The following is a 26,398-nucleotide window of genomic DNA, read 5'->3' on the forward strand; positions in this document are numbered from 1 at the left end:
CGCATTGCGCATGAATATGAGCCGATACATAGCTCGACTAAACAATGAAAAAACTATGGGCAATCATTCTAGCCAGCACTACTATTGCAGTATCAACTGCAGTATTTTCCGTGCCCAGCATGCGCGAGATCAATAACGTAATTACTCAAGAAAACTGGCAGAAAGCACATAATCAGCTTGTCGAAGTATTGCGCGCACATCCAAACAGTACTCATGCACACTATCTGTACGGCCAAGTACTTGCGAAAGAGGGTCGACCTCAAGACGCGCTGTCTGAGCTTCAGAAAGCGCAGAACCTTGATCCTGAACTGCGATTTGCCTCTAGTGTAGTGCAATTCAACATCATCAAAGCACGCGTGCGAAAACAGATTAAAGCTATGATAGCACGAAGTGAAGTATCACAATCTATAGTCGAACCGCATTACAATCTATCGATTGGTGTGTGGATTAGCTGTGTTGTTATAATGCTCGCACTGATTGCACTACTAGTGCGACGTGCAGTGCTATACACGCGTTTTAGAGATGATAGTCACACACAGGAGCAACGTCGCGCTCAACTTAAGCGGGCGACCGATTTGCTAAATGCGACACGCTCTCTCAAACTTGATATTCGCCTGTCGGCGGTACCCGGACATGAATCAAGACTTGATGAAATCGACACGATCGAAACGCAATTGTGCAAGTTAACCGATCAGCTTGCGAATAACGATAGTCCAATACCAGACTACACGCTCCAGGAGCTTGAGCGTCGTCTAGATAGTCTCCAAGCCCACGCTGAAAGACGAAATCCCCCGAACCAAATCACAGGTAACTCTGATGCTAGCAATGTAAAACAAAATACATCCGTATATACACAAGAAACCGAATGGTTCGGCCGAATACGAGGTGGTGTAGCGCCATCATATTCGGCGACATTGCAACCAGGCTGTGCCGGGCTTGCTATAGGTGGACTTTTGACTGGTGTTTTGCTCGATCAAACGCTCTCCTCAGGCAGCCGCGAGCGGATGATTGAGGAGGAGAGTAATGCAATCTTCGACGAAGGACGTCAGTATGTCGATATAAATACACAAATCGACCCTGAATGCGATATTAGTCTTGTCAACGAAGACTCAAGCTGGACTTAAAAATAGCTAATATATTACGCGCAGTTGATAAGGCGCCTACTATAACTACTACTGTGACATAAATTCGCTAACGCATAAACGCCCGATAAACCGCTCAAGCCCAATCCAACAACGTGGCTCACTTTTATGGTAAATGAGCTTGTCATATCAAGTCAGCTGAATAAAATATGCCTTTCGATAAATATTAGACTCATGTCTTAGTGCAATAAAAAACTATGATGAGATTTTCTTTAGCTATGAAGCCTATTGCAATATTAAGATTGCAATAGAGCATTACACGCTCTATAAAAAATTGTATATTTTTATGTTTCTGGATATTTCCAGTTCACTGAATCTACGGTAGAGATCTAATGACGCTGATCTAGCTAATGCCGATTTCTAAAGAAGAGCACTTTAGTAACTAAAACAGATTGTAGAGATATGAGCCTAATTTCCTACTAGAGTGGCATCCGCCTTTCTTAAATGGGTTGAATAGTCGCAATAGTTTTACGCATAGAATACAACACAGATCTTATACCCAATTAATGGATACGTAGTCGATTATCTTTAGGCGGAGACTCCCATTCCCTAAGATGTCTGCACTATTCATATGCTTATTAGAAAGAGTTAGCCAGATCTGGAAGGTCATAAGATTACTCGTGAATTCGTGACCAGTATAAATAAAATACCAAATCGTATGCAAATTCGAAAAAACAGGACTTCGGCAGATTATAAGATGAGCTGTTTTAACCGCCTATATCACGGCTTTTTTCTAAACCGCGATATAAGTTAATCTACATTTTTCTATTTTCGTGTAATATCATAACCGCTACGCGACCGTAGCCTTGTTTGGAGAATACAAGGCTATTGATTATTTTCCTGATAGATAGATTGTGGTGTATCCGCGGTAGCACGCGAATTAGTGCCACGTCGTACTACATCCGACATTCCGGTGTCATCAAGTCATGTCTCGAACACACCATCACTTTATAATTAGCATGCAGGACTAAATGAGCTGCAGAAAAAATTCTGCATAGTTCAATTGCACTATTCGTAACCATATATACCCAACATTGGGTATGCTTTGACGTGAATATTTACATTCGGAGCAGATATATAGCAAGGTGCTTCCAATCTATTCCTTCTAATAAATTAATATGCATAGATGCACGTTGGAATTTAGTGATGCATAAGCATCAAACAGATTATTTTCACCTTCCTTACACAGGTTCCGTATATTGATGAGATTAACCGATTAGCTATTTAATTTTTTTAGCGAGTCTGTGCAGTTTTGCCGTATCCTATGTCATAGGAGTACCCCGTCCTGCGACGGGAGAATCTAAGTATAACATTACTAACGAGGAACACAATGCTCGTCTAAATGCTGGTAATTTTTTGGGGTGGCCGATGGGGATCGAACCCACGACAACAGGAATCACAATCCTGGACTCTACCAACTGAGCTACGGCCACCATTACTAGTAACTAATTATATATGCACTATACACAGTAACACTTACTCTAATCTCATCTACGGATTGTACGCAGGGATTTCCTATTTGGCTAGCAGTTAGATGTAAATTCTGATTGCAATACTAGCTTAATTTGCTATTACCCGCATTGTACGATCCTAATCGGCCAATGAGCTATTCAACAATAGCGTTGAGCCTCTTCGATTATACGCGGATCGCCAGTAGCTAGCTTTTGTTGATCTGATAATATGCGACGCCAATCTCGTGCGCCAGGCTGGTTGCGATAAAGTCCCAGCATATGTCGCGTGATAGCGCCGATATACGTGCCACAAGCTTGTTGAGCTAAAATGTACTCGATCATTGCCTGTTCAACCTCATCTCGTGTGCGCACTAGCGCTGATGGATCGTAAAATCGCTTATCAACATCTGCGAGCAGAAAGGGGTTTTGATAAGCTCCTCGTCCAATCATTACGCCATCAACGTAACGCAAGTGCTCATGCGCTTCATCTAGTGTCTTGACGTTTCCATTGATAATAATCTCCAATTCAGAAAAGTCACGCTTGAGCTGATATACATAGCTGTACTTCAACGGTGGAATTTCTCGGTTTTTTTTTGGCGAAAGTCCTTTTAGGATCGCATTTCGTGCATGCACTATAAATACCCGGCTTCCGCCTTGTGATACAGTGCCTATAAAATCGCGCACAAACTCATAGTCATTAATTGTATCTATACCAATTCGGTGCTTAATCGTAACTGGTATGGCAACCGCGTCGCGCATTGCTTTTACGCAATCAGCAACTAGCTGTGCCTCCTTCATTAAGCAAGCGCCGAAGGAGCCACGCTGCACCCGCTTAGACGGACAGCCACAGTTCAGATTAATTTCATCATAGCCCCACCTCTCTGCAAGTTTCGCGCATCGCGCGAGATGATCCGGCTCGCTACCGCCAATCTGTAATGCAATCGGAGCTTCCTGTGGCATGAACGATAGATGCCTGGTAGTATCGCCATATAAAAGCGCATTAGTCGTTACCATTTCTGTATATAGATAGACATATCGGGATAATTGCCGGTGGAAATAGCGACAATGGCGGTCAGTCCAGTTCATCATTGGCGCGACACAAATGTATCGGGCACGATAGACGTTGAAGTTAATCATCAAAGCAGTAGTCGAGCACGCACAGGTACGAAGAATCCCATTAATATTTTAGCATTTCTTTGGCAGTCTTATGCTCGCACGAACCCCTTCTTTCCGTCCCTATTCTAGGCTGCACTAAGATAAGAAAATCCCCAATTCAAGAATTCAAGAATGCGCTCTCTCAAAACTTAGACTTATCTAAATAGACTGTTTTACTATACGCGACAGCACCCGAAGTGCTGTCCATATGCTGACACCCTTAGTCTCTACAAGGACCACGAACTGTTTTCCGCAGTAAACTGACTAGCGCTTAATCAGACGAAAAAAAATTAGGATCCGCAAGCGCCGTTATACAAATTGAGTAGGCACAAATTACTACTGGTCAACTATCAATTAGGTTAATCATGATCTTCTCTGTAACGGCGTACTTCAATCATAGATTATCTGGTATATTTAGTAGAGGCTTTATAGCGATATTCAAATAAAGCATGTTGATCATTATCGACCAAGAGTTCCAAAATGGTGTTGTTCGATTAATTACTAATTACCGCTATAAGATATCCGTCTATAGGAATATTAACCCTCTAATTTTCATATAAATATCGGAAAAATATTTTTAATATAATTAAATTTTTTCTTGTAATGTATCGATTCGCAATACACAATAAGGCCGCGCTCGCCACTGGCGTAGATGTATGTAAATATGCCCTGTCATACGAGCTGACTTTTGAGTAATTAAAATCGGCGACAGTAACGATGATGTTTACGCGCTTGAGCGTAATAAAATTTATCTAAATCGTAATGTAATGGATGAATATTATTCATAACGTTTTTTCTGTAAAGAAAATTACTTGTAGATATTTTTTATTATATGATTGATATTCTAATCAATACAATTTTGATTTCCTGGGCCGTAACCTTATTAAGATAAGATAACTTATCGACTATGGCAGGCGTACCCAACTCTAACCACGCTAAGCTGTCGGCGATATAAAAACGCAGCATATTAGCCATGCGTCTAATGTGAAACTATTCACCATTGTCCCATAATATTCGATTAATGAAATTTTGTTCTGTCTGTAGCTACACAGTAAGTCTATGCGTGCCTCCCGGCGATAATCGCAAGCGTTTTGTGTGCGATAACTGCAATACAATTCACTACGTGAATCCACGTAATGTAGTTGGAACAGTCCCAATCTGGGATAATAAGCTGTTACTATGTCGTCGAGCCATAAAACCGCGCTATGGATGCTGGACATTACCGGCTGGCTTCATGGAAATAGGCGAGACAACGGCGGAAGCTGCTATACGAGAGACTCTAGAAGAGGCGGGGGCGCGCGTCGAGCTTCAGATGCTATTCACTGTACTCAATGCGCCATATGTACATCAAGTTCATCTATTTTACCTCGCGAGACTGCTCGACATCGACGTGCAAGCTGGCGCAGAAAGTTTAGATGTGAAGCTATTCGATGAAGCCGATATTCCGTGGGATAAGATCGCGTTTCCAACCGTTGGGCGAACTCTGCACCTTTTCTTTGCTAATCGTATCTCGGGCGGCTATGGCTTGCACTCCGGTAATGTCTTTTACTCGCAATAGTATTGCGAGTAAAAGACATTACGCGGTTGGCTTGCGATTTTGCCGTATTAGGAAAATACTTCTCGTAGAATATACTAAGCAGTTGTCTAGACGCAATATCTATGTCCGGCATACCGAACTTACTAGATTCCTTGGTTTATCCTAGATTATTTTTCCCGGCTTTACTATGCGCGGAATGAGACCAGCGTCGCATACAGCCTGCTTGACTTATGCTACCCGTGCATCGCTTTATAGTGCTTAGTCAATTCATATGTCTATTCTATTTAAGGCCTTAAACGCATTTAGCAGGAGCTCTGATAAAAGACATAATAAATGCTTGTTTACATTTATTTAAACTTAAACTAGCATGTACTACAATGCGCTATATTGCAATCTTACTAAGATAGTATGGTAATAAACATTGCCTATAGCCGAGCTGCATACCGTATCAAAATAAATCTGCAAGCAGTCCTCAGTATTATCTTCGGGGCACTATGAAGTGCTAAGATTTTGCGCATCAGTCCGATAGCTCAGCGAGCTGAAAAAGAAAATACGCATAATGAATATTATTCATATCTCGCATTCAACTTTCTATAGTCTGTATATTCTACGAACTTATATTAGACGATTAAAGTTACTGTACGTGTGTTTAAGATGCTAATTTTCAAAAACAGCGAGATAGTGTACTAGGTAAATTGCAATCTACTTGAGTAAATGCGTCTAGGATTATGGGCACAACTGAGATCCTGGATGAGATCATATATCTCAGTTAAACGGCTTGTACGTAGATAAAATAACCAGCTTTTAATTTCAGAGCATGCGCTCTACTTATTCTCCGTGATTAGTTCTCTTTATCCCCTCGCACGGGCGCACTTGTTCCGTATGAATGCGGAGACCGCTCATCACTTAACACTGTGCCTGCTAGACATAGCAGCACGCGCCGGCTTCGCACATTACCTTTTCCAAAAGGTGCCTGATGCGCCACGTACCGTGATGGGTTTAACATTTCCTAACCCGGTAGGACTTGCTGCTGGCTTGGATAAGGATGGTGCTTGCATCGATGGGTTGGCGGCTCTTGGATTTGGCTTTATCGAGATCGGTACAGTGACGCCTCGACCTCAAGTGGGTAATCCGAGACCTCGCTTATTTCGTTTGCCGCAGGCCGATGCATTGATTAATCGAATGGGCTTTAACAACTGCGGAATAGATATCCTCGTTGCTAACATTCGAGCTGCAAGTTATCATGGTATATTAGGACTAAACATTGGCAAGAATACCGATACACCGCTCGATCGAGCGGCCGAAGACTATCTATTCTGTTTGGAACGCATCTATCCATTCGCCAGCTATATAGCAATCAATATTTCATCACCGAATACAAAGAACTTACGTCAGTTACAATCTGCCGATGCATTAGATGCGCTACTGGGTACGCTCAAGGATAAACAGCAGCGGCTGGCTGATCGGTATAGAAAGCAAGTGCCACTGGCATTGAAAATTGCACCGGACCTTGATGATGAGCAGATTAAATCGATTTCGGACATGCTACTGAATCACCATATCGATGGTGTGATCGCAACCAATACCACCTTATCGCGTACCGTAGTGAAAAGCCTGCGCCATGGCGACGAAGCTGGTGGCTTGTCTGGTCGGCCAGTGTTCCACTTGTCAAACCGAATAATCCGCCAATTATACGCCCGATTGGGCGATGCAGTGCCAATCATTGGCGTAGGTGGAATTTTCACGGGCGAGGATGCAAAAGCAAAGCTTACGGCTGGTGCATCATTGGCACAAATTTATACTGGTCTGATCTACCGCGGGCCGACGCTCGTGGCTGAATGCGTACATGCTACTGCCAGCTATTTAATGCCTACTTCATAAGAAATATTACCAACAAACTTCAGTATGAATAAAGCCGTACTGTGCGGGTCGCTACTCATCACCGTCTACTAAAAGAGAAAATGATGCAACTTTCGCCGCTCAGAAAATAAATATTTGTTATGCTAGTCGGCATTACGCTCAACGCAGCTTTTTATTGGGCCGCAAGCACTATAGTATCGGTAATCACGGCGACTTAACTACTACGTAGTGCGCAGAAGTCATTGCCATTGACTACCCCCCACCAGTCGCTACCGCTTTATGCCAGCGTAGCAAGAGTGTGGTACTAGATTTATATCACCTGCTTGTGAGGGACTACAGGGCTAACTGTAGCGCTATCTCGCGCTGCTTATGCAGTACTAAATACCATATACCATACCTATCTACAAGCGTTGATTCCCCAGTGGAATCGGCGTATTTCTAATACTGAACAAGTATTTTCTAAAATGGTTGCATAGTTTCCGAAAGCAAACACCTTTCGGATCGGCTAACTTTCCGTGGTAGTACCTTCGTAATATTCAGGTAAATCTCGCTCATAGAAATTGTATGGATATGCCATGGTGGATATACCAATTTGTGAACGGAACTTTCAACATACTGTCTATCCGACTCGAGGAGCTAAAAGTGATTTAAAATGTATGGCATAAGTACTATAGCAAAGACAGTGAAATACCCTACTTGATAGTATCTTCTAGATTCGTGGTGCCGGAATAGAATGTAATACATCTAAAATAAATGCGATCGATCGGTTTTATAGCCTAATAATAGCTGCGGTCCCGGTTAAGTTTACCCCCTCTTCAAGCACTAGCATCTATTACTGCAGTATGGCACTGAATAATATTGATATATGAACTGCCCAATATGGAATATAGATTCTTACTTTGTATCTTCTACAAAATAAGCTGCTCGTATCAATATCCGGCACGTATGCCGTACTAACCATCGCGGCAATTATATAGTAAGAGTTTATATATAGAAAAAAAGCTACCTTATAGCATGTCTCGTCGATTGACTATATCGGATTAAGTCGACAGATTAATAATCGTAATTCCAAATTACTAATCTCAGGCCAGAAGTTTTTAACTGTGAATTTGCTTAATCTAATCGTGACAAAGGTGCGACTCATAGTGTATCTTTGTTCAGATACAGAGACAGTACCGGATTATACGGCAGTATAATCCGGTATAATCTAGCCTATGCATAGCAACCAGATTGCAGCCATAGCTGCTAGGCGAAGCTAGCATAATAGTTAGCAGCACTCGGCACAGGATTTGCCAACCAATCAAGTCTCAAGGCTAGCACAATAGCTCGTCGCCGAAAGAAGAGTCATGAGTTTGATTATCCGGAGCTTCATAAGACTTCTGGCAAACATAACGCATGTAGCAGCTGGCGACGCTGGCCGAAGAACTGGCTTAAGTCATGCGAACATTCATCGGCCAGTATACCGCCAGCGATGCTTGAGTGATGATTCAAACGCGGTTGCGCGAATACATCGAGTATGCTACCGCATACGCCAGTCTTCTGATCATACGCACCGAATACCACGCGAGCGATACGTGCATGCATAATAGCGCCGGCGCACATAAGACATGGTTCAAGAGTGACATATAATTCGCAGTCTGGCATGCGATAGTTGGATAACACTTGTCCAGACGCTCGAAGCGCCACTATCTCTGCATGCGCAGATGGATCATGAGTGCTGATCGGTTGGTTAAAGCCTTGCGCAATTATCTTATCGCCCCGTACGATCACAGCACCTACAGGAACTTCACCAATAGAATGAGCTTGCCTGGCAGCTGCACGCGCCAATGCCATAAAATAGAGATCCCGGGTCTCTCGGGCCTCTAGGCTTTTTTTCGAAATGTTGCGCATGAAATCTCTCCGCGTCGAAGGGTAGCACTCAATGCATCGCCGCTAGAGCAACGGAAACTGCCGCAGACGACTCAGTATTCAGCAATATAATAGAATAGTCGTATGACACCAACTACTAGATATATAGAAATTCAAGTGCGCGTTGATATACTGCGTCTAAAGATAATAGTGCCTTATACAATCTGGCAAGCCAAGCTATACAGCTTGGCTTGAAGTATTCGAAATACACGCGACGGATATTAAACCCTAAGTTTCTTTAATCGCCATCTCGCGCAGTACAGTGCAGCCAAAATTCTATCGGAGTAATCAATTGCTGCATCCATGCACGAAGCAATGTATTAGACCCAACAAGCGTAATCGATATGGCAATAATACTGTATATATGCCGTCGCCGAATCTTATCAGCCGAATTAGGCGTCAACCAGTCTACGCTATTCACTAATAACAGCAGTGTTTTTAAACCGATAGCGATCGGCCAAAGGCATGCTAATCTCAGACGTAGAGACGAACGACGGATTGCTAGAGTATAGTCGATTGCGTCGTAGAACTGATCTAGCGCATGGCGCACTAATTCTTGCATAACCGGACGTGCCCGACCAGCTACTTGAGCAGATAACATATCCTGCGGCGTTAAACCGTAACGCTTAAGCATCGTGGATGGTAAGTAGCAGCGTCCAATTCGCAGATCCTTTGCGCAATCGCGTAGCACATTAGTTAGCTGTAGTGCTCGGCCAAATCGCACACCTAGCTCTAATATTGATACAGAATCGCCGATCAGCGCTCTCGGCAGATGCCTATAAATCATCTCTGTCCAGAATTCACCGACGCAGCCACCCACCATATAGGTGTATTCATCAAGTTCGTTCCACGTACTCAAAGCCACGATCTGACCAGAGTTCTCGTGTGGAAACGTATTTAAATCGAATTCCATTCCGCGCACAAGCATTGACACAATAGTGCAGACTGCCTCACGATCGCGTGCGTCCAAGTTCTGCAAGATTATTAATGCCGGCTCAAGCGATGCTAGAAGAATCAGCTCATCAGAGTGTTGTTCTTGCACGGCTAACTGTTTAGTAATCTCGTGAAACAACAGCCCGTGATTCTGCTTATCGCCATTCATGTACGCTCGCAATATTGATAGCATCTTGGGTCGAAGCGGGTGATCAATGAGTGGTGTGTCCGCAATTGTGTCAGCAGCGCGCGCTAGCAAATATGCTAGGGCTACCGGTTCTCGCATTTTAGTGGGTAGCACACACAGTGTTAAGTAGAACGAGCGGGATACACTCTTAAGTAGCGGGCCTAGCAGAAAAATGCGTTCTGTAGCTACATTGAGCTGAGAGTCGAATAATAAATCGGACATCGCGCGGCTATAAATTAACAATTGCAATTAGTATTATACTGGTTTACAGATCGGCATCACTGCACCGTTAGATTTAGTAATCATAAACACTCGACACATCTAGAGGCTCCCCTTACAAATTCTTGAGTAAGCTGTACGATTCGGGTTAGCATGCCACTTTTTTTACAGTCTTTTTATTGCCGCGCAAATCTAGCGTTCTTTTCCAATAGAGAAACCTACCCGAGAACCATCTAGCTTTGATATAAACACCTCGTAGTATCCTGAGTACCCAAGTTTGATATTCTAGAAATTTCTTCATGTATCGTAAAAGGTATAACTCATTTTCTAGTGTCCACTACAACATATTGATATCTTATCGCTATACTTCGTTACTTTTTTATAGTATTAATTATAAAAAAACAGCGTCTTAACTAAGAAGTAATATTTAATGCTGAGTTAATATATATAATATGTTCTAACATTTGAACATTTTTTCATAAAAAATAACTTCTTATACTAGAAATATTTTGTCTAAACTATGAATTTTTTATTACTTAAAGCTGTTTTATTAAAAACATAGGAAGTGACTTTATCATTTTTTATATAAATATCTATATAAAAAATAAAAATTCAATAATATTTCTTGATAGAAAATATTAAAAATTGATATAAAATTAAAACATTATTATCATCAAAAAATTTTATTTTATAAAAATGAAATTAAGAAGAGTAATATATTTTCACTCTAGTATTTTACTTATAAGTAGTAATATATAAATGTATATTCTAGTCCGATAAATATTTTTTAGTAAGACAACCGTTATCTAGAAGATAACTATCTTTCAAGTGCATGGAACCGGACTATTTTATTAAAATTACATTCCATAAAAATATTATTCAATATTTTAAGATACAGATTGTAGATACCTACACTATAGTAATAAATATCGTTTTAATTAACTATAATAGTTATATTCTGATAAGAACAATGCAATTTAGCATAGCCAGCTAACAGATTCGCTCTATTAAAAATAGAATTAAAGATAAATAGATAAATAATTTTCCCAATAATTATTGGGCTAGTAGCCATAGAAATATGAGCTAACACGGATCCATGCGTGTGTCACATTCAGGTTTTTAGATGCAAATTACCATTTTGTATTGTCTTTTCTTGATTTTTACTTGCAGATTTTACGATACTACTCACGAGTTTACGAAAAAATCTGCTAGTTGCATGAAATAACAATGATACCTATATATAATAGGTGCTTAGCGCGCTTGCGCGTCTACTAGCTATTTCTAGAATAGCATATATAAAGAAATAGTTACTACCTTGCTACATGACTGAGACTTAGGCTTATTAAAGCTACAGCGTGTGTATTTATGCCAATAAATTTAAGCATATATCTCGTGCCTTGTGCTTTCCTAGATTTGTGAATCGTAGTTTGATTCCTCTGTCTCATAACTTTATTTAAACTAAAATTAAATTTTCATCAAGGCTATCCCGAAGTTTTCGAACTAATCGCGGGACCCTATATCCCCCACACCCTGCTTCAGGGTTATCGTAATGATACTGATTCTACTGACGAGTTGAAATCCTGTGTATTATAATCTTCTGCTATAAAGCTGAGTAACAGTATAAAACAACCGAATACAAACATGTTCTGACAGTCGTCAGAGGTACGTTGATTTCGACGTAACAAGACCCGAATAACAGAATATTCTGCACAAGAGTTTTTTTACATAACTCTAGAAACTAGAAAATAAAACGACTATATTCTAATTTAATCGATATACGTGAGCTATAAAATGGTCTATTAAAAATATTAGCACTAAGATGTGGAAACTTCAACTCTATACACTCTCAGATTTTTAATGTTGCATATTGCTTATTAATACTTTTTCTCAATTTTGTAAGAGACTATAAAAACTTTTGATAAAGCTCAATAGCTGTCTACATAAAAACTAATCTTGCATAAATTGCATGATTCTTATTTTTTAATTCCTGAATGATATCATCTACACCTCTTGATTTTTTGCCTCCCGTCATTATGTGGTTTCGCGATGATCAACGCCTAACCGATAATCCCGCGCTTGAATATGCTATTACTACAGGTCATCCTATCGTATGCATCTATATTCATGATTTAGAACCACAAAATATACGCCCGTCTGGCTTAGCTGTACGCTGGTGGCTTCATCAATCTCTCAACGCTCTTCATGTTGCACTTGCAGCGTTAGGCGGTGAATTAACCGTCCTTCACGGCTCCGAGTTGCAGACCATCGCAGCATTCGCTACGGAAATTGGTGCGATTAAGGTATGCTGGAATCGGAGGTATTCAGTGTCGCAACGCGCAACTGACGCCGAGATTGAGATGATTCTCAGTGCACACAACATTGCGACCTTCACTTTCAACGGACACTTATTACGAGAACCATGGGACGTAACTACACAAGATGGTCCTCCATTTCGTATCTTCAGCGCGTACTGGCGAGCTGCACGCCATAAGTATTCCCCTCCAACGCCACGGCCTAAACCGCAACGCATCGATTTTTTTCCTGTGTCAGAAAACATCGCTGTGATTGCGCGATCGAAAAATTTATCGCAATCAGTACTCCAGCCTTTCAGGCCTAAGTGGGCCGGCGGACTGAATGAAACGTGGCAATGTGGCGAGCAAGCTGGATGGATTCAGTTAGATGATTTTCTAGCAAATACATTAACCTACTACGGGCGTAGACGCGATATTCCCGCCATGCAATCGACCAGTCGGCTGTCTCCATATCTTCGTTTCGGTAATCTATCGGTACGTCAAGTATGGCATGCTATATTATCTAGGATGCATGACGCACGCCTCTGTTATGGAAATGAGCAAATCTCGCCTACTGCGAGTGGAAGCGTAGATAAGTTTCTTAACGAGCTTGGTTGGCGAGAGTTTGCATACTATCTACTTTATCATTATGCACCGCTACATCAAGTCAATTTGAAACGGCAATTCGACGCTATGCCATGGCGTGCGGATTCTGGGGATCTGTGCGCATGGCAGCAAGGCTGTACCGGCTATCCAATCATTGACGCCGGTATGCGTGAACTGTGGCATACCGGTTGGATGCACAATCGCGTGCGGATGGTAACGGCATCGTTTCTCGTTAAGCATCTGCTTATCGACTGGCGAGAAGGAGAGGCTTGGTTCTGGGATACACTCGTTGATGCCGACGAAGCTAGTAATCCTGCGAATTGGCAATGGGTAGCCGGTAGTGGTGCCGATGCGGTACCTTACTTTCGTATCTTTAACCCAATTTTACAAGGTAAAAAATTTGATCCGCAGGGTTCTTATGTACGGCGCTGGGTGCCCGAACTTATGCCCTTACCGAGCGAATGTATTCATACGCCATGGCTCGCACAACCGAAACAGCTAGCGAATACTACATTGATTCTGGAAAATCAGGAATATCCGCTTCCGCTAGTATCTCATCCGTATGCGCGAGAACGAGCGCTGAAGGCAATAGAGTACATTCGTAGATGCAAAATCGAGAATTCAAATTCGTTATCGTAACCAAGTATGCACGATTCCGTTTTCCGTTGATTAGGATGCATCATGCGTGATGTGACCCCGTCGAGATCTACGTATTAATATAGCCCATCGAGTTCAGCGGTATGCTAGACAGCAGTTAATTCTCAATAATTCTCTTCGGGTGACACGGCGAGAATACTTTGGTACAAGCCAACATAACGTTTATCGCTTCGGGCCGATAAACCAACACTATACGCTAGTGCGTATTGTTGTATAAAGTCAGCTTGACTCACGCCATTATCAGAATTGTATAACGCTGTAAGCTAACAGTTCCTCAAACTATTATATGTATTCATACAATGCACGATTGATTCGGTATATTCATAAACATTTTTTACTAAAATAGCCGATAGCACGCCTTCGCAGGTTCTAACTCAACCACTGGTTGTTGCTCTCGATTTCGGCACTAGCGCCTGGAGATAGCAGCAACAGCGCGAAAGTAGTTTTCATATAGGGAGAAAGCATCATAGCGCTTAAAAAATAGTGTCTGCCTGACTATGGGCCAGAGAAGTAACCGCTACCATACTGTGTCGTTACCGATGTGTGACCATCCAGTCGTCCAGCTGTCGTGCCATAATTTATGCAATACACTGCAGGAATATTTCTGAGGCGCGGTATAATTGCTTGTTTTACTCCACCCTGGCGTTCGCTTCTGCCCGCGTGCGTTCCAGGAAAGTCGATACCGTTTGCTCATCTGCGCAATGTCTTCTAGTCATTCTCTCTTTTCCTCATCTGAGCCGCGCCGCATGCGTGCACTTCCATCACTAATCTTTTGTAGTCGCTGGTTACAATTACCCCTATACCTAGGTTTAATTCTGGCACAAGCTATCTACGTCTTCTTATTCCTAAAGGAGCTTTGGCACCTTCTATCACACGCAGCCCTGCTAACTGAAACCAGTGTGATGCTGGTAGTTCTTGGATTGATTGATGTTGTCATGATCTCGAATTTACTGATTATGGTAATTATTGGGGGCTATGAAACGTTCGTCTCCCGATTAGGTCTAGAAGGTCATCCGGACGAACCGGAGTGGCTTGATCATGTCAATGCCGGTGTGTTGAAAGTCAAGCTCTCAATGGCGCTAATCAGCATTTCTTCTATTCATTTGCTCAAAACCTTTATCGATCCAGACCAGCATTCTTCGCAGGCAGTAATATGGCAGGTTCTAATCCACGTTTCATTCTTGCTATCGGCGTTCGTGATGGCTTGGGTAGATCGACTTACATCGCACATGACGCATGTTCCAATTTCGGTTGCCACTCCAATCCATGATTAAGTCGTTTATTTTACTACCCGCTAATATGGGGCCTTTTATGAGAAAATACGATGACAGTCATCAAGCAGGAAGATCTGATCCAGAGCATTGCCAATGCTCTGCAATATATCAGCTATTACCATCCGCTAGACTATATTAAGGCGCTGGCCCGTGCTTATCAGCACGAAAAAAGTGTGGGAGCAAAAGACGCAATCGCGCAGATTTTGACTAATAGCCGGATGTGCGCAGAAGGGCGTCGACCGATTTGCCAAGATACCGGTATTGTTACAATCTTTATTAAGGTTGGTATGGAAGTGCGCTGGGATGGCGCAACAATGAACGTGACAGACATGATAAACGAAGGCGTTCGGCAAGGCTACACTTACACAGATAATGTGCTACGCGCTTCGATCGTTAATCCCCCAGAAGGTGCTCGTAAGAATACCCGAGATAACACGCCAGCAGTAATTCACTATGAAATTGTTTCTGGCGACAAGCTTAGCGTACAGGTGGCAGCAAAAGGCGGTGGCTCGGAAAATAAATCGAGGTTCGCAATGCTGAATCCGTCTGATTCTATCATCGACTGGGTGCTTAACATGGTAGCAGGAATGGGGGCTGGATGGTGCCCGCCTGGCATACTTGGGATTGGCATAGGTGGTACTGCTGAGAAAGCGGTATTAATGGCTAAAGAATCACTGATGGATGTAATTAACATCCAAGATGTAATTTCCTGTGGGCCGCGAAATTGGATCGAAGCGCTGCGTGTTGAACTTTACGAGAAAGTCAACGCGCTCGGCATCGGCGCCCAGGGGCTGGGGGGCCTCTCAACCGTGTTGGATGTAAAGATCATGGCAGCACCTACGCACGCAGCCAGCAAACCACTTGCGATTATCCCAAACTGTGCGGCAACTCGTCATACGCACTTCATACTTGATGGTTCGGGCGTCGTTCGGCTAGATCCACCGCCAATTGAAGCCTGGCCCAATATACATTGGCAGCCGAACACTAAAACTAGCCAGCGCGTGGACCTCGATACACTAACGCGAGAGCAAGTCGCTAGCTGGAAGTCCGGTCAGCCGCTGTTGCTCTCGGGTAAAATACTGACCGGACGTGATGCCGCGCATCAGCGTATTGCCGACATGTTAGCCAATGATCAACCGCTACCCGTCGACTTCACAAACCGCGCAATTTATTATGTCGGACCAGTTGACCCAGTGCGCGACGAAGTCGTCGGGCCGGCCGGCCCGACGACTTCGTCGCGCATGGATAAATTCACCGAAATAATGCTTGCACAGACTGGCCTTATTTTGATGATTGGTAAGGCCGAGCGTGGCCTGGTTGCGATTAATGCAATTAAAAAGCATAAGGTTGCCTACCTAATAGCAGTTGGCGGTGCCGCGTATTTAGTATCTAAGGCAATACATAGCGCGCATATAGTCGCATTCGAAGATCTTGGGATGGAGGCTATCTACGAGTTCTCGGTTAAAGATATGCCGGTTAGCGTTGCAATAGATTCTAATGGGACATCAGTCCATCAGACTGGCCCTAGGAAATGGAAAAATAAGATTGGCAGACTATCGATTGCAACCGTGTAACAGATCATCAAGCTATGCGGCTCCGCTGCACGGTTTCATATTCATCGAGTAACAGACTGCTTGCTTTAATTCATGGCCGGCCCATTTTGTACGTACCTTCCACAAGGAATTAATCATGCAAGGCAATAAGCAAGTCATCGAATATCTAAACTCTCAATTGAAAAATGAACTAACGGCGATAAACCAGTACTTTCTACATGCGCGGATGTATCGTCACTGGGGGCTAGGCAAGCTGAGCAAGCATGAATATGATGAGTCAATTAGTGAAATGAGACACGCTGACTCGCTGATCAAGCGTGTATTTGTGCTTCATGGCCTGCCAAATCTACAAGATTTGCACAAGCTATTGATCGGAGAGACTGCACAAGAAGCCCTTGAATGTGACCTGAAGCTAGAAGTAACATCCCAAGCAACCTGTAAGAAAGCAATTGCGTATTGTGAGTCTGCACAAGACTATATGTCACGCGAGATCTTATGCCATATCTTAGACGACACGGAAGCGCATATCGATTGGCTCGGAACACAGCTCGAATTAATTAATAAAGTTGGTATCCAACATTACCAGCAATCCATGATATCTGCTACCTAATCGTAAGCAGCAGTAAGATACCAGCGAGATTCCGGCGTGGTGAATAATGGTACGTAACGAATCGCCAATTGGTATATTCGACTCAGGGGTAGGTGGGCTATCGGTGCTGCGGGCCATTCGAGCGGCATTACCTGATGAAGCGCTGCTATATTTTGCTGATTCTCGCTATGCGCCATACGGTAAGCGCGATAACGCGTTCATTACGGCACGCATGTTAGGTATTGTGCAGTGGCTCGAGGCACAACATGTGAAAGCAATCGTAGTGGCCTGCAATACCGCAACCGTGCACACGGTGTCAATACTGCGCAAGCGTTTTCAGATGCCAATTATTGGCGTCGAGCCGGGTATCAAACCCGCAGCGCTGCGGTCACGCACCCGTGTAGCTGGTGTTCTAGCAACTGCTAGCACGCTTAAAAGCGTGCGCTTTAATACACTACTCACCCAGTACGGTAGTGATTGCCGATTCATATGTCAGGCAGGTCATGACCTTGTTGATGACATCGAGTCAGGTGACACTGATTCACCAGTTGTAATGCGCCATTTATTGGCTCGCCTGCAGCCGATCTTATACGCCAGCGCCGATACACTAGTACTAGGCTGTACCCACTATCCCTTTCTATTAAAGGCAGTACACGTACTTACAGATCAGCAACTTAAGGTTATTGATACCGGCGAAGCGATCGCACGTCAACTAATGCTCAGGCTAACAGACCAGCACTTATTAATTAAGCCTGATCCACCTGTTACACAGGTTGAGTCTATATTTTTACCAACACCATTACGATTTGTCACGACAGGTGACGCTCTGCAATTAACCCGTATGACTTGGCAATTACTCGGTGTTAATGTGGCAGCTGAACACGTAGAAATAGCATCAGATTCGGGCTAATCTTGATATAGCCAATGGCTGAGCCCTATATAGGGAAATAGCGAACAAGCTTGCTTATATCGAAATAAAGAATAATAATAATTTGCATTCATATTACTATTATTTGCTCCATGATCGTCTGCATATGTAAGTCTGTTTCCCATCATGCTATTCGTGCAGCACTAGAGTCTAGTGCATTAACGTTTGATGAGCTACAATTCGAGTTTGGCGTGGCAACGTGCTGTGGAAAATGCAAGGAAACTGTGTATGACCTGCTTTCTGCCTGCGACAGCAGAACTAACGTAGCGCGTCATATATCCGCCGGCGTCTCTCGGTTATGTTATACGAATGCAAAGCAGCGGCCTAAGGCTAACTCATATAAAGCCGAAGAGTAAGTATTACGCTAGCTGATTTGTGGCTCTTCTCTTTGCTCGTTAAAGCTAGCAAATGTATTTATTAGGTTGAACGAGTGAAGAGAAGAATGTATAGAACCACTACTTGGGAAAAGTTTTCAGAAATTATGTTCGGCACACTCTGCTTTGTTTCGAAGCAAAACCCGACATTATACACTATCTAATCTAGCACGATGCAGTAACACTGCCCCGATTATCCTGGAATCGGGGCAGTCAATTTATTGGTGTTCTGATGAACATAACGAATATACTCCGTCATTTTTCGCTGAAATATAATCTATATCACTTTTTCCGAAACTAAAATTTTTTGTTATAAAAGTTTCACTGCAGCTAATTAGCAACATTCTATGGAAAACATAAGTTTTTTACTCCTGCTATATCTTCAGGCTCCGACAAACTATTTTAATTGCCGAGCGCTATCTAGATAATCTAAAAATAGTGGAACCAGATACATCTGAGATAAACAGATGTTATTGTCGAACAATGACGCTATACTAACTAGTATGCGCTAACTATGTATACATGAGAATCTAATCAAACAAAATTCAGCTATATATGTACAAAATATAAAAATAAGTAATGCCGTATAAGGTTATACTATGCTTTCGTCTAGATATCGCTCGGAAATTAAAATATACAGATAAGTTATTATTAAATCTGTTTTCTCAGAAATGTTTTAAATAACAAAATTTTATGAACTAATATAGAATAGTTAAAGTGTAAATATAATTAACTTTTATAACTATTAGTATTTTATACGATATATTTTTCGGTAGTAATAAATAAATAACATACAAATAAAAAATATATTAATTGATGCAGTTTTTACGTATAAGGCATAAATACATGAAAATTTAGCTAAACAGATCAGAAACAGAATTGCCAAAACAATCGATATGCTAGGTACTCTCCAAGAATTTTTCTTGGTTAGCGGCTATACTATCCATAGATGTTACTAATATACTGGCGGAGACGGAGGGATTCGAACCCTCGATCTAGGTTTAGCCTAAATGCTCCCTTAGCAGGGGAGTGCCTTTGACCTCTCGGCCACGTCTCCAAACTTTTCCTCTGTAGGACTTTCCCTGTAAAAATGCCCGCGCGTCGTAGAGAAAATGCTGCGATCCTACATACACTTACATCAATTCTCCATCACGCCTGGTCGAGCTCAAACGCTTTATGAAGCGCACGCACAGCAAGCTCCATGTACTTTTCATCGATCAATACTGATATCTTAATCTCAGACGTCGAGATCATCTGGATGTTAATGTTCTCCTCTGACAATGTTCGAAACATCTTACTAGCGATGCCTACGTGAGAACGTATGCCAACGCCGACAACCGATACCTTAGATACCTTTGGATCGCCTAGCACTACTTCCGCATTTATATTCTCATCGGCGTGATGAGTCAGGATGCCCATTGCGCTCTGATAGTCACTACGGCCGACAGTAAACGTGAAGTCAGTTTTTCCTTCTATACTAGTATTCTGAATAATCATATCGACATCGATATTAGCATCGGCAACCGGCCCTAGGATCTGGTAAGCAATACCTGGCTTATCTGGTACACCTATAACCGCGATACGTGCCTCATCACGCTGAAAAGCAATTCCGGAGATAACAGCTTGTTCCATTTTTTCATTTTCTTCAAAAGTAATTAGTAGGGTACCAGAACGCATTTCATCGTCTAATGGCATTAACGGATCAATCAGGCTCGACAGTACGCGAGTCCTGACCCGATACTTTCCGGAAAATTCAACCGAACGAATTTGCAGAACCTTAGAACCGAGACTAGCCATTTCTAGCATTTCCTCAAACGTAACCCGATCCAGTCTACGCGCTTCTTCGACAACACGCGGGTCTGTCGTATATACGCCGTCGACGTCAGTATAGATTAAGCATTCGTCAGCGCGCATTACAGCTGCAATCGCAACTGCCGACGTGTCGGAACCCCCTCGACCTAACGTGGTAATGTGACCCTCGGGGTCTACGCCCTGAAAACCTGCGATGACGACAACCTTGCCAGTCTCTAGGTCAGCTAGCACACGTTTATCGTCGATTTCGCTGATCCTAGCTTTCGTAAACGCGCTATCTGTCTTAACCGCAACCTGCCAGCCCGCATAACTAACCGCATCGACTCCCTCCTCTTGAAGTGCAAGAGACAACAAACCTACGCTCACTTGCTCACCCGTCGAAGTAATCATATCAAGTTCTCGCGGGTTAGGTTGTTCCGAAATTTCTCTCGCAAGTGCAAGTAAGCGATTAGTTTGACCGGACATTGCGGATGGCACGACGACTAATTGGTGACCCGCCTTGTGCCACTTCGCGACGCGCGTCGCGACATTCCTGATACGCTCAACTGAGCCCATGGAGGTGCCGCCGTATTTATGTACGATAAGTGCCATTGTTGTTATCAACCAGAGGAGAAAGCACTCTGGTGTTTAGGTGGAGTAGTTCGACAGAAGAAGAACAAACGGAAGACGGTTCTGTCAGCGTTTGCGCGCTTACTTAATCGTGCAAAAAACGGAAGATAAGACGCTAGAAATAAAGATTTTATCGTATTCTAATACTCTTCACAAGAGAAAATACGCATCGTTCGTGCAGTGCATTTTCGACTGGAAAATCGCGCTAATTATTATCTTGGTGCCATTCTATTTTCACATGACCGCAACCCGCTACATTGGGATCCACCCCTAACCTAGGCACCCACAGCAATGTATTCCCAATAAACAACAGCGGAACATCGCGGTGCCAGGCTGGTATCGCCGCCTCTTGGAAGAGATTTTTTAATGTGCGGCGCGGACCTCCGGTGCGTAATCGCATGCGTTCAGCACCGTGGCGCTTACGCACTGTAAGGGGAGCTAATTCTAGAACGCTGCGCTGTACCCCCTGTTTATCTTCAGAACTACACGGCACAAAAAAAATCGATCCCTGCCACGCCGTCAGCCGCCAGGACGGCTGGCCCGACCATCGTAACTCGGCGCTCGGCCGTATCACGTTATAACTAGCCGATCCGGAACTCTCGCGTTCCCACCAGATCTTATTACGATATAAACGAAGATAATGTGTATCGTGCTTGATCCGAAGCACTGCATCATTCCCAGATTCGCGCAATTGACGCAGTATTTCGTTAATGCGTGCTGTAGAAGTCATCGCTAATTCTGACTTGCGTATCCAGAAGCGGAGAAGATTTATCGCACGCTCATAGCTCAGCTCCATCAGCGCACGCCGCGACAAAGTGGGACCGGTAGATACTAGTGTCACAACGTCGGCTGACTGGCTAGAAAATATGCATGCACGAAAATCGATCGTTACTAAGTCCTCTAGTAAACGCTGTCCGGTAGCGGCATGTCGCGTCGTTCGCGCCAGTGTCTCACGATACCCAGGAAAATGTACGGCTAATATTGGCATCACATGCCGCCGTACTACATTTCGCGCATATCGCATATCTCCGTTTGATTCGTCATCGATCCAGTGCAGCATACATTGACGCGCATATGCATCGAGAGAGGCTTGATGCACTGATAATAAAGGGCGCACCCGGAGAAGGCCGTTCGGCAACAAACGATGCAGTGGCATTGCGGATAGTCCGGGCAGACCCGCGCCACGCAGTAATTGCAACAACACAGTCTCAGCTTGGTCATCTGCGTGATGGCCAAACCACAGCACGCGGACGTGGTGCACTGAACACATTTTCTCAAGTGCTGCATAGCGCTCGTCACGCGCAAGAGCTTCTACACTTTTCTGCGGCACATGCGCAATCGAAACAGTCCGAGAATCGAAAGTGATATTAAGCTGATTTGCGATATTGGCGCAATGGCTTCGCCAGGCATGAGCATGCGGACTCATTCCATGATTAACGTGGAATGCAACACACCGTCGCGTGCCTAGCACACGGATTGCCGCATGCAGTAGCACTGTGGAATCGATACCACCGCTGAAGGCGATCGCAACAGTCTCACTGCAGCTTAGTGCTCTGGCCTGAGCTGCTACCGCTTCTATAACTAAATGTTTGACTGATGATTTATTTATACTAATAGTACTCCTACTCGTATGGATATCACCATGACGCATGTCGCGCTGCATCAGGGATTGTCTAGTGGAGTGGTCTTATATTTTCCGTAACTCATTAGACGTTCGAAGTGGCGGGCACATAAATCGTTTGAACTCATGCCTTGTAAATATCGAAGCGAGTTGGATAGTGCATGATGTAGTATTTCTGCCATTCTTTTTGGATCTCGGTGTGCACCTCCTAGTGGCTCGTTCACAATTTCATCAATCAGGCCAAGCGCTTTAAGTCGATGTGCAGTCAAGCCTAGCGCTTCTGCTGCCTCTGGTGCTTTTCCCGAATTCTTCCATAGAATCGATGCGCATCCCTCGGGGGAAATCACTGAATAGGTCGAGAACTGCAGCATTAACACAGTGTCCGCAACGGCAATAGCCAAAGCGCCACCGGAACCGCCTTCGCCAATAATTGTCGCAATGGTCGGCACTTTTAATTCAGCCATCATATACAGATTTCGTCCGATTGCTTCAGACTGGCCACGTTCTTCGGCACCTACGCCCGGATATGCACCCGGCGTATCGATAAATGTAAAGATCGGCAGGTTAAATTTATCAGCGATTCGCATTAGTCGCTCAGCCTTACGATATCCTTCGGGGCGAGACATACCAAAGTTGCGCAACGCACGCTCTTTAGTGTCACGTCCTTTTTGTTGGCCTATTACCATACATGGACTACGATTAAAGCGTGCTAAGCCACCAATAATCGCGAAGTCATCAGCAAAAGATCGATCACCGTGTAATTCATGGAAATCTGTAAATAGCTCGTTCACATAGTCGAGGGTATAAGGGCGCTGCGGATGCCGTGCAACCTGCGACACCTGCCAAGGTGATAAGTGCGCATAGAGATTCTTTGTTAGTTGCTGCATTTTTTTAGACAGCTGCTCAATCTCTTCCGAAACATCGACAGCTGAATCGTCCTGCATGAAGCGTAATTCTTCGATCTTTATTTCGAGCTCTGCAATTGGCCGCTCAAAATCCAAAAAAGTGATCTTCATGTGTTTGAATCCTTGAACCACCAACAGCGCAGATTTTCATTGTGTTCACTCTATTGGAACCAGCTTTGCACTATCAATTAATATAAAACATAATGAGTTTTTGACTCAACATCGAGAGCAAAGATTGCCGTACCATATCAACGCACGTCTAATATTATGTGGATTAAGCTTGTTTGCTTAGCGACTCTAAACTGCGCCACATATACCACGTTGCAACAGTACGCCACGGCTCCCAATTCGCGGCAACCTCTCTAGCTTCGCTGCGCGTAACCGGTTCGCCGCTAAAATAGTTGAGACTAATCGAACGGATGAGCCCGATATCATCCAGCGGCAGTACGTTTGGGCGCATCAGATTAAAAATTAAGAACATCTCAGCAGTCCAGAAGCCAATCCCACGTATCTGCGTAAGCTCGTCAACAACTGCTTCGTCATCCATTAATGCCCATGATGAAATATACAGTGCATCAGACGTAAAATGCTGCGCGAGCTCGAGAATGTACCCCGACTTTCTTTTAGACAGTCCGCACTCAATCAATCGGGTCCATCCAAGCTGCATAATGCAGGATGGTGAAATCAATGGACAAGCGGCCTTCAGTCGTGCCCATATCGTCTGGGCAGCGATAACCGATATTTGCTGCCCAATAATAGCGCGGGCAAGTGTTATAAACGGATCACCATGCGATATCAAATGAACAGGGCCGAACTGCGGGATCAACTTTCTTAGTATGCGATCGCGATGTACTAGGTCTGAACACGCCTGATCCCAATAGTCAGGTCGAGATGTGGCGTTCTTCCTTTCTTGCGATTCAGCTGAAATCAACGCGCTGGTTGTCATAGCGGTTGATTGACGAGCTAAGTCGGCGGCTAACACTAGCGAACGCATATTGTTGCAACTTGACTCTTCGTTTGGGATCACACGAGTAACTTGACGTGATGCGATATCATTCAGCACAGTTGCGCAGCGCGATGTACGCGCATGAGTAACGTCGGACTTTACTGCATCCGGCAGTGTCTTTTCCTCAGTACCGCGCACTGCTTGGTTAGCCGCTAACATCTTGTCCTCTAACTGCGGACTCATATTGACGCTACTTCGCCTTACTACACGCGTCGCCATTCAGTCGTTCCACTCAGCTTGTCTTCAAGAACAATACCAGAATTAAGTAATGCTGCTCGTATTCGGTCCGCTTCGGTATAGTTTTTCGCATGCTTAGCTCGCTTACGCGCTTCGATTTGTTCAGTAATCTGAAGAACATCGGGTTGCATAATCTCTTCCGCAGTGGGAGATCGCTTCTGTAAATATTCGTGCGGATCGTATCTAAGTAGACCTAATATGCTAGCCAACCCCTTCAGCTGCCGTGCTAATGCGCGATCGCCAGTGCGGTTTAGGTCCGCAGCCAAGTTGAATAAAATTGCGAATGCAGCAGGTGTATTGAAATCATTGTTCATTGCAGCACGGAATGCTAACGCATGGCGCTCATTCCAGTCCAGCGCGTGATCGTCTGGCGAGACTCTCTTGAGCGCTGTATAAAGTCGTGTGAGCGCCGCTCGTGCATCGTCTAGATGGCAGTTACTATAATTCAGTGGTGAGCGATAATGAACAAGCAAGATCAACATCCTAATGACTTCGCCATCATACCGACGCAAAACACTACGCAATGTAAAAAAGTTATCAAGTGATTTTGACATCTTCTCATTATCGACGTTGACAAACCCGTTATGCAGCCAGTAATTGACGAAATGATGACCGGTCGCGCCCTCGCTCTGTGCGATCTCATTTTCATGATGAGGAAACTGCAGGTCCTGCCCGCCGCCATGAATATCAAAGCGTGGGCCAAGTAACGCGCAACTCATTGCTGAGCACTCAATATGCCAACCCGGCCTCCCCCAGCCCCATTTGGAATCCCATCTAGTTTCATGGGATTCATTTTCTTTAGAGCGCTTCCACAGCACGAAATCAAGCGGATCTTTTTTTGCATTATTTTGTGAAATACGCACTCCAGTGCGTAAATCTTCCAGCGATTTTCCTGATAACTGGCCGTATGCAGAAAACTTGCGCACAGAATAATTGACATCACCATCATGGTTTTGGTATGCATATCCGTTTCGCTCGAGTGCATCGATCATACCTAGCATCTGCGGAACAAATTGTGTAGCACGCGGCTCATGGTCAGGACGTTGGATATGCAGAGCCGCCTCATCCTCGTGCATTGCCTCAATGAAACGATCGGTCAGAGCGAGGATCGGCTCCCCATTTTCTATCGCACGACGAATGATCTTGTCGTCGATATCAGTAATATTTCGTACGTACGTAACTCTATAACCGAATGTTTTAAGCCATCGCCGAATCATATCAAACACGACCATGAGTCGACCATGACCAACATGGCAATAGTCATAGACAGTTATGCCACATACGTACATACGTACTTCGCCGTCGTACAAGGGAACAAAGCTTTCTTTGCGGCGACTAAGCGTGTTATATAGGTGGAGATGATCCATAAAAATTCGTGTGCCAAGCGCTGCTAAACGTAGCCAGTTACAATGTTCACGCGGCACGCTACCTGTATCTCGGCGGGAACTGGTCAACCGCCTAAATTATTTATTTTGGGAATCGACCGGGTCAGATGCTAGCGACGTAGAAACTGTTAACCGCTTTTATGCTCGGAAACAGTCGGA

The 26,398-nt window shown here is 43.9% G+C and carries 17 protein-coding genes and 2 tRNA genes; 9 read left to right on the top strand and 10 right to left on the bottom strand.

Annotated features, from left to right (window positions below; all coding sequences use genetic code 11):
* Nucleotides 1–44 precede the first annotated feature (44 nt).
* The gene (locus GJV44_RS02580; protein WP_226806197.1) at nucleotides 45–1,124 is read left to right on the top strand and encodes a tetratricopeptide repeat protein; all 1,080 of its coding nucleotides are present in this window, start codon (nucleotides 45–47) and stop codon (nucleotides 1,122–1,124) included.
* 1,375 nt (nucleotides 1,125–2,499) lie between these two features.
* Here the strand turns inward: GJV44_RS02580 and GJV44_RS02585 are convergent.
* Both GJV44_RS02585 and dusA read right to left on the bottom strand, forming a co-directional pair.
* A tRNA-His gene (locus tag GJV44_RS02585) sits at nucleotides 2,500–2,575 on the bottom strand.
* Between the two features lie 177 nt (nucleotides 2,576–2,752).
* The gene (dusA, locus tag GJV44_RS02590; RefSeq protein ID WP_226806886.1) at nucleotides 2,753–3,730 is read right to left on the bottom strand and encodes a tRNA dihydrouridine(20/20a) synthase DusA; all 978 of its coding nucleotides are present in this window, start codon (nucleotides 3,728–3,730) and stop codon (nucleotides 2,753–2,755) included.
* Between the two features lie 1,039 nt (nucleotides 3,731–4,769).
* On the opposite strand from dusA, the gene GJV44_RS02595 reads away from it, so the two are divergent.
* Nucleotides 4,770–5,306, top strand: coding sequence for an NUDIX hydrolase (locus tag GJV44_RS02595; protein ID WP_226806199.1), 537 nt, complete (start codon nucleotides 4,770–4,772; stop codon nucleotides 5,304–5,306).
* A gap of 816 nt (nucleotides 5,307–6,122) precedes the next feature.
* On the top strand, nucleotides 6,123–7,166 hold the full coding sequence (locus GJV44_RS02600; RefSeq protein ID WP_226806201.1) for a quinone-dependent dihydroorotate dehydrogenase: 1,044 nt from the start codon (nucleotides 6,123–6,125) through the stop codon (nucleotides 7,164–7,166).
* 1,347 nt (nucleotides 7,167–8,513) lie between these two features.
* On the opposite strand, the gene tadA is transcribed toward GJV44_RS02600, so the two are convergent.
* A complete protein-coding gene (tadA, locus tag GJV44_RS02605; RefSeq protein WP_226806203.1) occupies nucleotides 8,514–9,035 on the bottom strand; it encodes a tRNA adenosine(34) deaminase TadA in 522 nt (173 codons plus the stop codon).
* A gap of 256 nt (nucleotides 9,036–9,291) precedes the next feature.
* Complete coding sequence (locus GJV44_RS02610) at nucleotides 9,292–10,395, bottom strand: phytoene/squalene synthase family protein (RefSeq protein ID WP_226806205.1); 1,104 nt, start codon at nucleotides 10,393–10,395, stop codon at nucleotides 9,292–9,294.
* Nucleotides 10,396–12,425: 2,030 nt separating this feature from the next.
* On the opposite strand from GJV44_RS02610, the gene GJV44_RS02615 reads away from it, so the two are divergent.
* The 6 genes from GJV44_RS02615 to GJV44_RS02640 all read left to right on the top strand — a co-directional run bounded on the left by GJV44_RS02615 (nucleotide 12,426) and on the right by GJV44_RS02640 (nucleotide 18,646).
* Nucleotides 12,426–13,928: a cryptochrome/photolyase family protein gene (locus GJV44_RS02615; protein WP_239025376.1), complete on the top strand. Its 1,503-nt coding sequence runs from the start codon at nucleotides 12,426–12,428 to the stop codon at nucleotides 13,926–13,928.
* A 719-nt stretch (nucleotides 13,929–14,647) separates the two neighbouring features.
* Entirely contained in the window at nucleotides 14,648–15,220 is a 573-nt protein-coding gene (locus tag GJV44_RS02620) for a TIGR00645 family protein (protein WP_226806887.1), read from the top strand.
* A gap of 50 nt (nucleotides 15,221–15,270) precedes the next feature.
* The gene (locus tag GJV44_RS02625) at nucleotides 15,271–16,794 is read left to right on the top strand and encodes a fumarate hydratase (protein WP_226806209.1); all 1,524 of its coding nucleotides are present in this window, start codon (nucleotides 15,271–15,273) and stop codon (nucleotides 16,792–16,794) included.
* A 115-nt stretch (nucleotides 16,795–16,909) separates the two neighbouring features.
* Nucleotides 16,910–17,383: a bacterioferritin gene (bfr, locus tag GJV44_RS02630; protein WP_226806211.1), complete on the top strand. Its 474-nt coding sequence runs from the start codon at nucleotides 16,910–16,912 to the stop codon at nucleotides 17,381–17,383.
* Between the two features lie 46 nt (nucleotides 17,384–17,429).
* Nucleotides 17,430–18,272 (top strand): glutamate racemase, encoded by an 843-nt coding sequence (gene murI / locus GJV44_RS02635; protein WP_226806212.1) that lies wholly within the window; start codon nucleotides 17,430–17,432, stop codon nucleotides 18,270–18,272.
* 110 nt (nucleotides 18,273–18,382) lie between these two features.
* The gene (locus tag GJV44_RS02640; protein WP_226806214.1) at nucleotides 18,383–18,646 is read left to right on the top strand and encodes a (2Fe-2S)-binding protein; all 264 of its coding nucleotides are present in this window, start codon (nucleotides 18,383–18,385) and stop codon (nucleotides 18,644–18,646) included.
* 982 nt (nucleotides 18,647–19,628) lie between these two features.
* On the opposite strand, the gene GJV44_RS02645 is transcribed toward GJV44_RS02640, so the two are convergent.
* From GJV44_RS02645 to cysS, 6 genes are all read right to left on the bottom strand, one after another.
* A tRNA-Ser gene (locus tag GJV44_RS02645) sits at nucleotides 19,629–19,721 on the bottom strand.
* Nucleotides 19,722–19,813: 92 nt separating this feature from the next.
* Nucleotides 19,814–21,067, bottom strand: coding sequence for an aspartate kinase (locus GJV44_RS02650; RefSeq protein ID WP_226806216.1), 1,254 nt, complete (start codon nucleotides 21,065–21,067; stop codon nucleotides 19,814–19,816).
* Nucleotides 21,068–21,290: 223 nt separating this feature from the next.
* Nucleotides 21,291–22,736, bottom strand: coding sequence for a tRNA lysidine(34) synthetase TilS (gene tilS, locus GJV44_RS02655; RefSeq protein WP_226806218.1), 1,446 nt, complete (start codon nucleotides 22,734–22,736; stop codon nucleotides 21,291–21,293).
* An 11-nt stretch (nucleotides 22,737–22,747) separates the two neighbouring features.
* Entirely contained in the window at nucleotides 22,748–23,722 is a 975-nt protein-coding gene (locus GJV44_RS02660; protein ID WP_226806220.1) for an acetyl-CoA carboxylase carboxyltransferase subunit alpha, read from the bottom strand.
* Between the two features lie 163 nt (nucleotides 23,723–23,885).
* The gene (locus tag GJV44_RS02665; RefSeq protein WP_226806222.1) at nucleotides 23,886–24,800 is read right to left on the bottom strand and encodes a DNA-3-methyladenine glycosylase family protein; all 915 of its coding nucleotides are present in this window, start codon (nucleotides 24,798–24,800) and stop codon (nucleotides 23,886–23,888) included.
* 20 nt (nucleotides 24,801–24,820) lie between these two features.
* Entirely contained in the window at nucleotides 24,821–26,221 is a 1,401-nt protein-coding gene (gene cysS, locus GJV44_RS02670; RefSeq protein ID WP_226806224.1) for a cysteine--tRNA ligase, read from the bottom strand.
* Nucleotides 26,222–26,398 lie beyond the last annotated feature (177 nt).

Source organism: Candidatus Vallotiella adelgis (assembly GCF_020541305.1).
Taxonomy (GTDB): Bacteria; Pseudomonadota; Gammaproteobacteria; order Burkholderiales; family Burkholderiaceae; genus Mycetohabitans; species Mycetohabitans adelgis.

Coding starts and splice junctions, on each gene's coding strand:
- tadA (WP_226806203.1), bottom strand. CDS start 9,035: ATGCGCAACATTTCGAAAAAAAGCCTAGAGGCCCGAGAGACCCGGGAT.
- GJV44_RS02610 (WP_226806205.1), bottom strand. CDS start 10,395: ATGTCCGATTTATTATTCGACTCTCAGCTCAATGTAGCTACAGAACGC.
- GJV44_RS02640 (WP_226806214.1), top strand. CDS start 18,383: ATGATCGTCTGCATATGTAAGTCTGTTTCCCATCATGCTATTCGTGCA.
- GJV44_RS02620 (WP_226806887.1), top strand. CDS start 14,648: ATGTCTTCTAGTCATTCTCTCTTTTCCTCATCTGAGCCGCGCCGCATG.
- cysS (WP_226806224.1), bottom strand. CDS start 26,221: ATGGATCATCTCCACCTATATAACACGCTTAGTCGCCGCAAAGAAAGC.
- GJV44_RS02615 (WP_239025376.1), top strand. CDS start 12,426: ATGTGGTTTCGCGATGATCAACGCCTAACCGATAATCCCGCGCTTGAA.
- GJV44_RS02650 (WP_226806216.1), bottom strand. CDS start 21,067: ATGGCACTTATCGTACATAAATACGGCGGCACCTCCATGGGCTCAGTT.
- GJV44_RS02580 (WP_226806197.1), top strand. CDS start 45: ATGAAAAAACTATGGGCAATCATTCTAGCCAGCACTACTATTGCAGTA.
- GJV44_RS02595 (WP_226806199.1), top strand. CDS start 4,770: ATGAAATTTTGTTCTGTCTGTAGCTACACAGTAAGTCTATGCGTGCCT.
- bfr (WP_226806211.1), top strand. CDS start 16,910: ATGCAAGGCAATAAGCAAGTCATCGAATATCTAAACTCTCAATTGAAA.
- tilS (WP_226806218.1), bottom strand. CDS start 22,736: ATGCGTCATGGTGATATCCATACGAGTAGGAGTACTATTAGTATAAAT.
- GJV44_RS02660 (WP_226806220.1), bottom strand. CDS start 23,722: ATGAAGATCACTTTTTTGGATTTTGAGCGGCCAATTGCAGAGCTCGAA.
- GJV44_RS02625 (WP_226806209.1), top strand. CDS start 15,271: ATGACAGTCATCAAGCAGGAAGATCTGATCCAGAGCATTGCCAATGCT.
- murI (WP_226806212.1), top strand. CDS start 17,430: ATGGTACGTAACGAATCGCCAATTGGTATATTCGACTCAGGGGTAGGT.
- GJV44_RS02665 (WP_226806222.1), bottom strand. CDS start 24,800: ATGAGTCCGCAGTTAGAGGACAAGATGTTAGCGGCTAACCAAGCAGTG.
- dusA (WP_226806886.1), bottom strand. CDS start 3,730: ATGATTAACTTCAACGTCTATCGTGCCCGATACATTTGTGTCGCGCCA.